This is a genomic window from Ruminococcus sp. zg-924, assembly GCF_024433635.1.
GTDB lineage: Bacteria > Bacillota > Clostridia > Oscillospirales > Acutalibacteraceae > UBA7067.
The window spans coordinates 46,224-59,153 of the sequence record NZ_WNJZ01000004.1 but is presented as its reverse complement, the minus strand read 5'-3'; the positions used below and the strand labels follow the sequence as shown (position 1 = coordinate 59,153).

General features: G+C 38.6%; 13 protein-coding genes. 11 read left to right on the top strand and 2 right to left on the bottom strand.

Going from position 1 to position 12,930, the window contains the following annotated elements; translation table 11 throughout:
- Nucleotides 1-5: 5 nt before the first annotated feature.
- Both dnaN and dnaA read right to left on the bottom strand, forming a co-directional pair.
- Nucleotides 6-1,112, bottom strand: coding sequence for a DNA polymerase III subunit beta (gene dnaN, locus GMA13_RS02890; protein ID WP_255882836.1), 1,107 nt, complete (start codon nucleotides 1,110-1,112; stop codon nucleotides 6-8).
- Nucleotides 1,113-1,408: 296 nt separating this feature from the next.
- Nucleotides 1,409-2,743: a chromosomal replication initiator protein DnaA gene (gene dnaA, locus GMA13_RS02885; RefSeq protein ID WP_370687047.1), complete on the bottom strand. Its 1,335-nt coding sequence runs from the start codon at nucleotides 2,741-2,743 to the stop codon at nucleotides 1,409-1,411.
- A 432-nt stretch (nucleotides 2,744-3,175) separates the two neighbouring features.
- Between dnaA and rpmH the strand changes: the two genes are divergently transcribed.
- The 11 genes from rpmH to GMA13_RS02830 all read left to right on the top strand — a co-directional run bounded on the left by rpmH (nucleotide 3,176) and on the right by GMA13_RS02830 (nucleotide 12,928).
- Nucleotides 3,176-3,310: a 50S ribosomal protein L34 gene (rpmH, locus tag GMA13_RS02880; RefSeq protein WP_255882832.1), complete on the top strand. Its 135-nt coding sequence runs from the start codon at nucleotides 3,176-3,178 to the stop codon at nucleotides 3,308-3,310.
- Between the two features lie 107 nt (nucleotides 3,311-3,417).
- Nucleotides 3,418-3,750 (top strand): ribonuclease P protein component, encoded by a 333-nt coding sequence (gene rnpA / locus GMA13_RS02875; RefSeq protein ID WP_255882829.1) that lies wholly within the window; start codon nucleotides 3,418-3,420, stop codon nucleotides 3,748-3,750.
- The gene (gene yidD, locus GMA13_RS02870) at nucleotides 3,750-3,983 is read left to right on the top strand and encodes a membrane protein insertion efficiency factor YidD (protein ID WP_255882828.1); all 234 of its coding nucleotides are present in this window, start codon (nucleotides 3,750-3,752) and stop codon (nucleotides 3,981-3,983) included. The genes rnpA and yidD overlap by 1 nt, the downstream gene beginning before the upstream one ends.
- A gap of 20 nt (nucleotides 3,984-4,003) precedes the next feature.
- On the top strand, nucleotides 4,004-5,035 hold the full coding sequence (locus tag GMA13_RS02865; protein WP_255882826.1) for a YidC/Oxa1 family membrane protein insertase: 1,032 nt from the start codon (nucleotides 4,004-4,006) through the stop codon (nucleotides 5,033-5,035).
- A 30-nt stretch (nucleotides 5,036-5,065) separates the two neighbouring features.
- Nucleotides 5,066-5,926: an RNA-binding cell elongation regulator Jag/EloR gene (gene jag / locus GMA13_RS02860; protein ID WP_255882824.1), complete on the top strand. Its 861-nt coding sequence runs from the start codon at nucleotides 5,066-5,068 to the stop codon at nucleotides 5,924-5,926.
- 105 nt (nucleotides 5,927-6,031) lie between these two features.
- The gene (gene mnmE, locus GMA13_RS02855) at nucleotides 6,032-7,399 is read left to right on the top strand and encodes a tRNA uridine-5-carboxymethylaminomethyl(34) synthesis GTPase MnmE (protein ID WP_255882822.1); all 1,368 of its coding nucleotides are present in this window, start codon (nucleotides 6,032-6,034) and stop codon (nucleotides 7,397-7,399) included.
- A gap of 15 nt (nucleotides 7,400-7,414) precedes the next feature.
- A complete protein-coding gene (mnmG, locus tag GMA13_RS02850) occupies nucleotides 7,415-9,292 on the top strand; it encodes a tRNA uridine-5-carboxymethylaminomethyl(34) synthesis enzyme MnmG (protein WP_255882821.1) in 1,878 nt (625 codons plus the stop codon).
- Nucleotide 9,293: 1 nt separating this feature from the next.
- Nucleotides 9,294-10,007 carry a 16S rRNA (guanine(527)-N(7))-methyltransferase RsmG gene (gene rsmG / locus GMA13_RS02845; protein WP_370687042.1) on the top strand — a complete coding sequence of 238 codons (714 nt, stop codon included), beginning with the start codon at nucleotides 9,294-9,296 and terminating at the stop codon, nucleotides 10,005-10,007.
- A gap of 220 nt (nucleotides 10,008-10,227) precedes the next feature.
- Entirely contained in the window at nucleotides 10,228-11,049 is an 822-nt protein-coding gene (locus GMA13_RS02840; RefSeq protein ID WP_255882820.1) for a ParB/RepB/Spo0J family partition protein, read from the top strand.
- Between the two features lie 238 nt (nucleotides 11,050-11,287).
- Nucleotides 11,288-12,049 (top strand): ParA family protein, encoded by a 762-nt coding sequence (locus GMA13_RS02835; RefSeq protein ID WP_255882819.1) that lies wholly within the window; start codon nucleotides 11,288-11,290, stop codon nucleotides 12,047-12,049.
- Nucleotides 12,050-12,061: 12 nt separating this feature from the next.
- Nucleotides 12,062-12,928, top strand: coding sequence for a ParB/RepB/Spo0J family partition protein (locus GMA13_RS02830; RefSeq protein WP_255882817.1), 867 nt, complete (start codon nucleotides 12,062-12,064; stop codon nucleotides 12,926-12,928).
- The last annotated feature ends 2 nt before the right edge of the window (nucleotides 12,929-12,930 follow it).

Below are 12,930 nucleotides of genomic sequence, written 5' to 3'. Positions count from 1 at the left end.
AATTATCAGCCTCTCTGCAAAAGCATTGGAACGACCAAAAATAGGAATGAATCGCCCTCAGTTGGTGAAATCTTCATAGCCGTTGAGCTGCTTGACAGCTCAATTTTTATAATATCAGTATCAGTATTTCTCAGCGCCTCCAAAAGGTGCTTGTTGCCAAAGCCTATTTCAAGCTCTGCTCCCTTAACCGGAGTTTTTATTATATCAGTAGCCTTACCTATTGTTGTTGAACACGAAAGATTAATTTCTTCCTGCCCAAAGTGAAGTCTTATGGGACTTTGAATTTTTTCAGATGTTAAAAGAGACATTCTTTCAACACTGCTTATAAAATCTCTTGCAACAACGCAAGCCTCAGTATTTATGTTACTCGGTATGGTACGCTTGTAATCAAGAAACGTTCCCTCAATAAGACGAGTAAAAATAGAATAATTTTTAACCTTGAAAATTGCGTGTCTTTGACCGGTAATTATTCTGATATTATCGTCTTCATCGTCTGAGCCGAGCTTCAAAATCTCGTTCAAAGCCTTTTTCGGTACGATAAATCTGCTGCTTTTATCGTAATCAATAGATTCCTTTCTGATTGCCATTTTAATTCCGTCGATAGCAACGATATTAAAAACATTGTTTTCAAATTCAAAAAGAGCGCCTGTGTAAATCATTTTTGTTATGTCGTCAGAGGTTGCAAAAATTGTCTGCTTTATCATATTTTTAAGCAGTGAGCTTTGAATATTAATATTATCAATCTCATCAAAGCTCGGTAAATCAGGAAATTCACCCGGATACATTCCTACAATCTGATATTTTACCTCTCCGCTTGAAATATAGGTTATATATTTATCGTCTGTTTCAATGCTTATATCGTCATGCGGCAATCGGCGGACAATATCGCCGAAAAGCTTTGCATTTACAACAATTGCACCTTCCTCGGAAATGCTTGCCTCAATTGATGTGGTAATTCCTATTTCAAGGTCATAACCGCATAACTTTATTTTTCCGTTTTCTGCTCTGAGTAAAATTCCTTCAAGAGCCGGAAGAGTTGTTTTTGACGATACAGCCCTTTGAACATTTGTTACAGCTGACGAAAGGCTGTCTTGTTTGCAAATAAGCTTCATTTGTGTTGTCCTTTCCGTGAGTGTGCGTTTAAAACACAACACATTACAATAGAATAATTAAAAGATAGTAGTAGTAGTAGGGAGTGTTAAAATGTTTAAAACCTCTATTTTCTCGATTAAATAGGTAAATTTTGCCGACAGCCAATGTTAAAAGTCTGTTCGGAATTTGTTAATTAAAATTTGTCGAAAAAAAAGCGATTTATAATATGTTTATAAATGTTAAGTTAATGTGTATTAATATGTTAATATAAATCCACATTATTAACATTTAAATGTTAATATGTTGATATAAAAATTTACCTGTCACGTATGTTTTTTATAATGTCCTCAACAGTTTCTTTTACCTTTGAGTCACGCTTCATAAGCTCTTCAACGTGATTTATTGAGTGCAAAACGGTTGAATAATGTCTGCCGCCGAACTCATCACCTATTTGTTTTACAACAAGGTTAGTAAGTGTTCTTGTTATATAGATAGCAATATGCCTTGCATTAGAAAGCGACGCCTTGCGGCTTTTTAGGGAACGCACATCCTCAGGGTTGACTCCGTAGGTTCTTGCAACCTCTTCAATAATGTTGTCAACAGTAATCTGAGGCGGAACATCACTGTTAAGAATCTCTGATATTGTGTCCTGAGCTGATGACATATTAATTTTTTCACCGCTGAGCATATTTTTAGCCTTAAGCTTCTTAACAACACCCTCAAGCTGACGGATATTTGTTTTAAGCTTCTGAGCAATATAGTTGCAAATCTCGTCAGGAATGACAATGCCCAAAAGCTCTGCCTTTCTTTTTATGATTGCAACCCTTATTTCAAAATCAGGCGGCTGAATATCGGCAATAAGTCCGGATTCAAAACGGCTTCTGATTCTGTCTTCAAGAGTTTTAATTTCTTTAGGCGGACGGTCAGATGTAAGAACAATCTGGCTTTTGGCTTCATAAAGGCTGTTAAAGGTATGGAAAAACTCCTCTTGAGTTGCGTCTTTACCGCCAATGAACTGTACGTCATCCACTAAAAATACATCGGCAAATCGGTATTTTTCACGGAACTCCTTTGTTTTTGAAATTCTGATAGCCTCAATAATCTCGTTTGCAAATTCGTCGCCTCTTACATAAAGAATATTTGCATTACTGTTTTTATTCTTAATTTCGTTACCTATTGCCTTAAGAAGGTGGGTTTTACCGAGTCCGGAATTACCGTAGATAAAAAGCGGGTTGTATGCATTAGCCGGATTTGCGGCGACAGCCTGAGCTGCGGCATGAGCAAAGTTATTTGAGCTGCCTACAATAAAGGTGTCAAAGGTGTATTCATAGTCGCCGTTTTCGTGATCATTATCACCGTCACCCTTTTCTTCATTTTTTTCATAATCCTCCGGAATGGTGATGTTGATTCTGATGTTGGCTGCAAAAACCTCTTGAAATGCTTTTGACAAAAGGTTGATGTAAAATTTATTGAGGGTCTGCCTGTGAAAATCGTTAGGTGCCATTATTGTGGCAACTCCGTTTTCAAAATCAAGGCTTATCGGCTCAATTCGGCTTATCCAAGTTTTGTAGGCTACATCAACAATCTCATTTTTGCAGTAATCGCAAATTACTTCCCACGTTTCTTTGAATTCATTTACTTCGTTCACGATTCTCTCCCCTTTTTTAATAATAGCCTTTGCTTATACAATACATTTTCTATATTAATCTTGTTGTAATTGATAAAAAACAATTAAATGTCCTTATTTTACACTCTTATCCCCATTTTGGTTATCTGATTTATTTTAACATATTTTTTGCTTTTAGGCAACGATTTTTATTTTTCAGCGAGAGATTTTCATTATTTTAAATATTGAGGGTGTTTTTTATAAAAATTTTATCTATTTTTATTTTATTAGATATACATAATTGTGTCTTAATAAACAGTGAATACAAGATATAGTAAAAAAAACTTCTTGCAAAATTTGTGTATTGAATATATAATTATAATGTGTAAAAAAGTGAAAAAATAGGTGTTGACGATTTTTGGCATTTAAGTTATAATGCTGTATTGCAAGGTTAATGCCCGAAAGGAGGGTTTTTCTATGCTGAGAACATATCAGCCTAAAAAGCGCCACAGAAAAAAGGAGCACGGCTTCAGAAAAAGAATGGCTGACGCTAACGGCCGCAAGGTTTTGGCTCGCAGAAGAGCAAAGGGAAGAAAGAAGTTGTCTTACTAAAATTGAGACCACTTAATGTGGTCTTTTTTTTGCTTACTTTCTTTTGAATCTTACATTTTTTAGATTAGTGTCTAAAGTTTTTACTGTTTTACTTGGGCGGAATTATTATGACTGAAATTGTCAAAATTAAAGAAAACAGGGATTTTCAAAGGATTTATAAAAAAGGAAAATCCTTTGTTTCTCCTGTTTTGGTTACTTATGTTTTTAAGAACAGAAGTAGAAATGTAAGATATGGAATTACTACAAGTAAAAAAACAGGTAACGCAGTGCAGCGCAACAGATCAAGGCGAATTATAAGAGCAGCTTTTGCTGAAATTTCGGAGCAAATTCCGATGGGGTATGATTTTATTTTTGTAGCAAGGGGCAAAACCTCTGCACAAAAAAGCACTGATATTGTTGTCTGTATGCTCAAACAGCTGAAACAGGCGGGTGTTTTTTAATGAAGCGTCCGCTTATTTGGCTTATCAAATTTTATCAAAAGAATATTTCACCATTAAAAAAGCCCTGTTGTCGTTTTACTCCGACCTGCTCTCAATATGCTGTTGAGGCAATTTCAACATATGGTGCTTTTAAGGGAACCTTAATGGCCATTTGGCGTATTTTGCGCTGTAATCCCTTTTGCAAAGGCGGTTATGACCCTGTACCGGAGAAAAAAGTCAAAGGTCAAAAATAACGGGAGGTCGTGGCAAAGCTATGGATATATTTAATTTTATAGGAAGCCTGCTTGGTTATGTACTATATTTTTGCTTTATGATTGTAAAAAACTACGCTTGGGCGATTGTATTGTTTACAATTATAATCAAAGCTGTTTTATTTCCAACATCAATAAAACAGCAGAAAAATATGGCAAAAAACGCCAGAATGGCTGCAAAACAGCGTGAACTTCAGGAAAAATACGGAAATGACAGGGTAAAGCTTAATGAAGAGTTGCAGAAGCTTCAGCAAAGGGAAGGTGTTAGCCCGACAAGCGGTTGTCTTACAACAATGGCTCTTCCTATGATTTTGCTTTTTGGTATTTATTATTCTGTTATCAATCCCCTTACAAATACCCTTCATTTTGCAGCTGAAAGTGTAAATAATTGCGTTTCCTACTTAAACACCCTGCCAGGTATAGGAAACAGCTTTAATAATTTTTATGGACAAATTGATATTTTAAAGCTTGCTCAGTCAAACGAAGGCGTTACTTATCTTAACGGGTTCTTTAGTGCTGACCAAATTTCGCAGATTAAGGAATTTGGCGCAAGCTGTAATCTTTTTGGACTTGATTTGCTCGGCAGACCAAACATAGGAGGATTTAACCCGTTTACCAATCCTCTTATATTAATCCCTGTATTCTGTCTTATTTCATCGCTTGCGGCTCAGCTTATTACAATGAGAATTCAAAGCAAGAATACGGGTACGAAGCAGCCCGGCTGTATGATGGTTATGTTTCTATTTATGCCGCTTATCAGCGTATATATCTCATACACCGTTCCTGCGGCAGTTGGTTTCTATTGGATAATATCAACACTTTTAGGTCTTGTTCAGTCGTTGATTCTTCAAAAGTTTTACAATGTAAACATAATGACGGCAAAGGCAGAGGCACAGAGAGTTGCTTTGCTTGATGTTAACGAAGCAAAGGTTAAATATGAATATAATCCGAGAATAAGAAATAATTCGGAATTAAATAACAATACAAATAATGGTAAAAACTCCGCAAAAAAGAAAAGCGGAAAGAAAAAATAATATAAGTTACTAAAAACGGAGGTGTAGCTCGTGATAAGAGAGGCAATTGGCGTTGGAGAAACAGAGGAAGAGGCTCTGATAAACGCCTGTGAACAGCTTGGTGTTGAAACTCACGAGGCAGATTTTGAAATTATTGAAAGGCCGGTTAAAAAGAAATTTGGTCTTTTTGGAGGAAGTCCTGCAAAAGTAAGAGCTTTTGTTAAGGTTTCTCCTACAGATAAGGCAGTTGAGTATGTTGAAAATATTTTACGTGAGATGGGCTTTGACTCAATCACCGTTACAGTAAATGAAGTTGAAAACGGTGCTGAAATTAATCTTGAGGGCGAAGAGGTTGGTGCAGTAATCGGCAGAAGAGGGGAAACCTTGGACGCTATTCAGTATCTTGCAGGACTTGTTGCAAATCACGTTGATAACTGTTACTTTAGAATTACAATTAACACAGGAAATTACAGAGAAAAAAGAGAAAAAACACTTCAGGTTCTCGGCAGAAAGCTTGCATTCAAGGCTATAAAATCCGGCAGAAATGTTTCTCTTGAACCGATGAATCCGTATGAGAGAAGAATTATCCACACAGCTGTGCAAAATGTTAATGGAGCAATCTCATGGAGTGAGGGTGAAAGCATTAACCGTCACGTTGTAATAGGACCGGACCCGAAAAATCCTCCTAAAAAACAGTATAATAACAACTACAATAAAAAAGGCTACAATAAAAAGGGTGGCTACGATAAGAGAGGATATAACAAAAAAGGCGGTTATAATAAGGGCAACAGCTCAACACCTGCCACTAATGAAGAAAGCGTTGTAAAGAGAGATCCAATAAATGAGGGCGGTGGATTCTCACTCTACGGAAGAATATCTGTTCCTAAAAAGACCGGCGCAGAGGAAGAATAATTTGAATTTTTGCAGGGGTTGCCGAGTGCAAGCCCTGCTTTGTTTATGTATAGATACTTTTATATTGTAAGGAACGGTTTTTAACGTTCCGCAGAGAGGTCAAAAATGTTAAACAAAACTATTGCCGCAATCTCAACAGCACAGGGTGCGGGAGGAATAGGCGTAATAAGAATCAGCGGCGATGACGCAATATCAATTGCCGACAGAGTCTTTAAGGGAATAAATAAGAAGCCGCTTTCTGAATATGATGGTTATAAAGCAGGCTTCGGATATATTTATGACGATGATGAAAAGCTTGATGAGGCAGTTGCGCTTGTTTTTCGTGCGCCACACAGCTACACCGGTGAAAATGTAGTTGAGCTTTCGTGTCACGGTGGAATTTATATAACAAAAATAGTTCTTCGTGCCGTACTAAACAGCGGAGCTGTTCCGGCAGAACCGGGAGAGTTTACAAAGAGAGCTTTTTTAAATGGAAAAATAGACCTTACAGAGTCCGAAGCTGTTATGGGCATAATTTCAGCAAAGGGACAAGCTGCCGCAAGAGCAGCGCTGTGTTGTAAAGAAGGCAACTTACGGGCAAAGCTTGATAAAATAGCCTCTTCTCTTATTGACACAGCAGCGCATATCTCAGCTTGGGTTGACTTTCCGGAAGAGGACGTTCCCGAGGTTGAGGAAAGTGTACTTATAGAAAGTTTTAACAATGCTTTGACAGAGCTTAACGGATTAATTAAGAGTTATGATTCCGGTAAGGCGGTAACTCAGGGAATAAATACTGTGATTGTAGGCAAGCCGAATGTTGGTAAAAGCACGCTTATGAATTTGCTTTCGGGCTGTGAAAGGTCTATTGTTACCGATATTCCCGGAACAACAAGAGATATAATTGAGGAAACAGTTACGCTCGGCAATGTTATATTAAGACTTTCCGATACTGCCGGACTAAGAGAAACCGACAATGCCGTTGAGAAAATCGGCGTTGAGAAAACAAGAGAGAGGCTTGAGAGATGTGGTCTTGTCATAGCTGTGTTTGACGGCTCAATTCCGCTTGAAACTGATGATATTAAATTACTTGAAAAAATAAAATATTTGCCTGCAATAGCTGTTATTAATAAAAGTGACCTTGGAAACAGCCTTGACGTTGATAAAATTAAGAAATATGTGCCGAATATAGTAGAAATTTCTGCAAAAGAGGGCATAGGATTAACATTATTGACTGAAAATGTGGAAAAGTTATGCGGCACAGAAAATTTTAACCCGTCTGACCCTATTTTAGCGAACGAAAGACAGCTTTTTAAGGTTAAGGACAGTGTTTCTGCATTGCAGGAATGTATAGACGCATTAAATACAGGCTTTGGACTTGATGCAGTATCTGTTGCGCTTAATGATGCAATAGACAGCCTGCTTGAAATAACAGGCAAGAAAGCGGCTGAGAGCGTTGTTGACGCTGTTTTTGAAAATTTCTGTGTTGGTAAATGATTGTGAGGAATAGTTATGGGATATAATGCCGGAAAATATGATGTTGCAGTAATTGGTGCAGGTCACGCAGGAATTGAGGCTGGTCTTGCATCTGCTCGGCTTGGCTGTAAAACTGCCGTTTTTACAATAAATATGGACGCAGTCGGTAACTGTCCATGTAATCCGTCAATAGGAGGAACTGCTAAGGGGCATTTAGTAAGAGAAATTGACGCTCTTGGCGGTGAGATGGGAAAAACTGCTGATGAGTGCTTTTTACAGATGAGAATGTTAAACAGAGGGAAAGGACCCGCCGTTCATTCATTAAGAGCGCAGATTGACAGACGAAAATATGCGTCAACAATGAAACATAAGCTTGAAATGCAGGAAAATCTTGATTTAAGACAGGCTGAAATTATTTCAATAAATCAGTCAGAAAGCGGAGATTGGCTTGTTGAAACAAGAATGAACGCAGTTTTTACCTGTAAAACCGTTATAATTGCAACAGGCACATTCCTCGGCGGCAAGATATATGTTGGCGAGGTATCTTATGAAAGCGGACCCGACGGTATTTTCCCCGCTTCATTCTTGGGAGAGTCAATAAGAGAGCTTGGCATTGAAACAAGGCGTTTTAAAACAGGTACCCCTGCAAGAGTTTTAAAAAGCTCAATTGACTTTTCAGAGCTTGATGTTCAGCCTGGCGACGAGCCGCCTGTGCCTTTCTCATACGATACCAAGTCACTCGGAGAGAATAAAGTTGTCTGCCATATCAGCTATACTAACGAGCAGACAAAGGATGTTATTCTAAAGAATATCCACCGTTCACCACTGTATGCAGGAAAAATTGAGGGTATAGGTCCCCGTTACTGTCCAAGCATTGAAGATAAGATAATGCGTTTTGCCGATAAGCCTCGTCATCAGCTTTTTATAGAGCCTTGCGGCATTGATACAGAGGAAATGTATATTCAGGGAATGTCCTCATCTTTACCTGAGGAGGTTCAACTTGAATTCTATCATACTATTAAAGGTTTGGAAAATGCTCTTATAATGAGAAGTGCCTATGCAATTGAATATGACTGTATAGACCCGCTTCAGCTTGACGCTACACTTGAATTTACAGATTATCCCGGACTTTACGGAGCAGGACAGTTTAACGGCAGCTCAGGTTATGAGGAGGCTGCTGCACAGGGACTAATAGCAGGAATTAACGCTGCTTTAAGGGTTAAAGGAAAAGAACCTTTTGTTCTCGACAGAGCAAGCTCATATATTGGAACTCTGATTGATGATTTGGTAACAAAAGGAGTTGCCGACCCGTACAGAATGATGACGTCAAGGAGTGAATACAGACTTATACTAAGACAGGACAACGCTGATACAAGGCTTACTCCATTAGGCAGAAAGATAGGCTTAATCAGCGACAGCCGATGGGAAAGCTTTAATGTAAAACAACAACAGAAGAAAGCAGAGTATAAGCGTCTTAAAAAGACTGTAATTGCGCCAAGTGAGGAGCTTAATAAGATACTTGTTTCACGTGAAACATCTGAGGTTACAACCGGAATTCGCCTTATAGATCTTATAAAAAGACCACAGCTTGATTATGAAAGCCTAAAAAGCATAGATATTACAAGACCAAACTTAGACCCAAATATATTTGAGCAAGTTGAAATAGAGGTTAAGTACGAAGGATATATAAAGAGGCAGGAGGCTCAGATTGAGCAGATGCGACGCCTTGAAAGCAAATCGCTCCCTAAAAATACAGATTACAGTACAATTTCAGGACTGCGACTTGAAGCACAGGAAAAGCTAAACAAGATAAAGCCGCACAATATAGGGCAAGCGTCAAGAATAAGTGGTGTAAGTCCTGCTGATATTTCTGTTTTGGTAATTTGGCTTTCACAACTAAAAAATAAGGGTTGATATGATGACTACTGCACAGCTTACTGCGAATTTTGCCGAAAAAAAAGGTTTTCATATAAATCAAGAGCAAATTGAAAAGCTTGATGCCTATGCCTCAATGCTGCTTGAATGGAACAAGAAGATGAACCTTACTGCAATAACGGACAGTAAAGGTATAGCCATAAAGCATTTTTATGATAGTCTTACTCCGGTTTGGTACCTAAATATACCAAAGAATTCAAGAGTAATTGACGTCGGTACAGGCGCAGGCTTTCCGTCAATACCAATGGCTATATTAAGACCTGACCTGCATTTTACTCTTCTTGACAGCTTAAATAAAAGGCTTATCTTCTTAAACGAGGTTTGTTCAAGCCTTGATATAGATGCTAAGCTTGTCCATATGCGTGCCGAAGATGCCGCAAAAAAGGAAGAATACCGTGAAAAATTTGATATATCAGTTTCAAGAGCAGTTGCTGCTCTGCCTGTATTGTGCGAGTATTGCTTACCGTTTGTCAAAAAGAACGGTATATTTGTAGCAATGAAGGGTTTAAAGGCAAAGGAGGAATTAAATTTAAGCCAAAACGCTGTTAAAGTTTTGGGTGCTGTTCTAGATAAGACGGTTGATATAGTTTTGCCTGATGACAGTGAGAGAAGTATAATAGTAATACAAAAGAAAAATTACACTCCAAAAGCATACCCACGGCACGGCTCAAAGATTGCCAAGCAGCCACTTTAAATTAAGACAGAATAATTATTTTAGTCGCAGTAAAAACTGCGGCTATTTTTTCACAAAAAATCAATAATTATTCTTCAATATCCTTGAGTGCCCCAAAAAGCGGCAAAATAATCTAAATTAATTTTTTAATTCACTTCTATAATATGACAGATTATTGGCATAACTGATGATATTATATTAGCTGTAAGGACAAGCAAAAAAACTTATGGAGGTGCAGCAGTTGATTTTTCAATCAAAGAATGAAAACAAACTAACAAATCTGTCAATATCACAAATTAATCAGAATCGCTTTCAGCCACGTTCAGATTTTAATCGAGAAGAACTTATGAAGCTTGCTGAGAGTATAGAGCAAAACGGGCTTATACAGCCAATAGTAGTTCGCAGAGCCACACAAGACAGTTATGAGCTAATAGTAGGCGAACGGAGGTTGCGTGCCTGCGTTATGGCAGGACTGACAAGAATTCCGGCAGTTGTTATCAGCTGCACTCAGCGAGAAAGTGCTGTTCTTTCTTTAATAGAGAACTTAGAGCGCTGTGATTTGAATATGTTTGAACAAGCTAAAGCAATACGAAGGCTGCTTCTTGATTGTAGAATGACTCAGGAACAGGTTGCACGTCATCTTGGAAAAAAGCAAAGTACAATAGCAAACAAGCTCAGATTATTGCGCTTAGAGGAAGATGAGCAGAGCTTAATACTCTCACTCGGACTTACAGAACGTCACGCAAGACTGTTTTTAAAGCTTGAGGGTAAGCAAAGAGTAGAATGCATTAACAGGGCGGCAAAATACAGTATGACGGTTGCACAAACTGAACAAATGATTGAAAATGTTCTGGCATCACATGATGAACCTCACACCAGACCTAAAATTGTTATTAAGGATGTTCGCATCTTTATGAATACCATAAATAAAGCACTTCAGACAATGAAGCAAAGTGGAGTTAATGCGGCACTATCAAAAAAAGAAAATGACGATTACATAGAATATACTGTAAAAATAGTTAAAGCGTCCGCATTACCGCTAAATGGCAGAGTATCTGCCTGATTAACAAGAGTACGACTAATTTATTCATACCCATTTCCTTATCTGAACCCCTTATGCGAAAAGTCTCGGTTATTTAACCGAGACTTTTTGCGTTGTTTCACGTGAAACAATAAAATGTGAAAAATAATGCTATTATTATAAAAAAGCCTTTAAAAACTACCGTAAAAGTGCTATAATACTTGTTAAAGAGCCGCAAATTACAGCGGTATAGTTTCAGGCAAAAAAGGAGGAAAGCTCCGTGGCAAAGATAATAGCTGTTGCCAATCAAAAGGGCGGCGTAGGAAAAACAACCACTGCCGTTAATTTGTCGGCAGCACTTGGTATAAACGGAAAAAAGACATTATTAATTGATGTTGACCCTCAGGGCAACGCAACAAGCGGCGTTGGAATTGACAGGAGAACGGTTGAAAAATCAACCTACAATATTCTTGTTGATGGAATAAAGGCAGACGAGGTTGTTATTCACACAGATTTCAAATGTCTTGATTTGCTCCCGTCAAGCCTTGATTTGGCGGCAAGCGAGATTGAAATTATAGACAAAAAGCACCGTGAGGCAATTCTTAAGAATGCGGTGAACCCTATAAGAAGCAATTATGATTACATAATAATTGACTGTCCTCCGTCACTTGGTCTTATTACAACAAACGCACTATGTCTTGCAGACAGGCTTCTTGTTCCTATTCAGTGTGAGTATTATGCGCTTGAGGGACTTTCACAGCTTATGAACACAGTTAGGAGAGTAAAGCGTCAGTATAATGAACGCCTTGAAATGGAGGGTGTGTTGCTGACAATGTATGACGGAAGGCTTAATTTAACTCAGCAGGTTGTTGAAGAGGTTAAAACTTACTTTCCAAGAAAGGTATTTTCAACAGTTGTTGCAAGAGGAGTAAGGCTCTCTGAGGCTCCAAGCTTTGGTCAGCCTGTTATGTACTACGACAAAAGCTGTAAGGGCAGCCAGGCTTATATGGCGCTTGCAGAGGAAATAATAAATAAAAATTAAGGAGGGGGATATATGGCAGTAAAAAAAGGCGGTTTAGGAAAAGGGTTAAGTGCAATATTTATGGAGAACGAAAGTGAGGACAGCCGTTCAACAGTTACACTTAAAATTTCTGAACTTCAGCCGAACAGAGAGCAACCACGCCGGGAATTTGACGAAAAAAGTCTTGTCGAGCTTGCAGATTCAATATCTCAGCACGGAATTCTTCAGCCGCTTTTGGTTCGTCCGTTCTTAGACGGCGGCTATCAGATTGTAGCCGGCGAGCGCAGATACAGAGCAGCGAGGATGGCAGGACTAACAGAGGTTCCCGTTGTTATAAGGGATTTGTCTGACAGCGAAACAATGCAGCTTGCGCTTATAGAAAATCTTCAAAGAGAGGATTTAACGCCGGTTGAAGAGGCAAAAGGCTACAAACAGCTTATGGACTCCTACGGACTTAAGCAGGAGGAGGTTTCAAGGGTTGTCGGAAAATCACGTCCGGCTATTGCAAACGCCCTAAGGCTTTTGGCTCTGCCCGATGATATATTGCAGCTCATCTCCGACGGCAAGCTCAGCGCAGGACACGGCAGAACGCTTTTAGCCTTTAAAAATCCTGATGAGATGGAAAAGGCTGCCAGGCTTGCGTCAACCGAAGATATTTCTGTAAGAGAGCTTGAACGGCTTGCAAAAAAAAGCAACAAGGCTCTTGAAAACGCAGACGTAAAGAAAATATATGAGAAAAAACTGTCATATTACGGTGAGGTTGAGCTTGCGCTTAAGGAACATCTTGGCAGGAAGATAAAGGTAAACGGCACAGAAAAAAAGGGAGTACTTGAAATAGAATTCTACGGCAAGGACGACCTGACATATATAGCAAAACTATTGGGACAAGAGGAAAAGTGAGG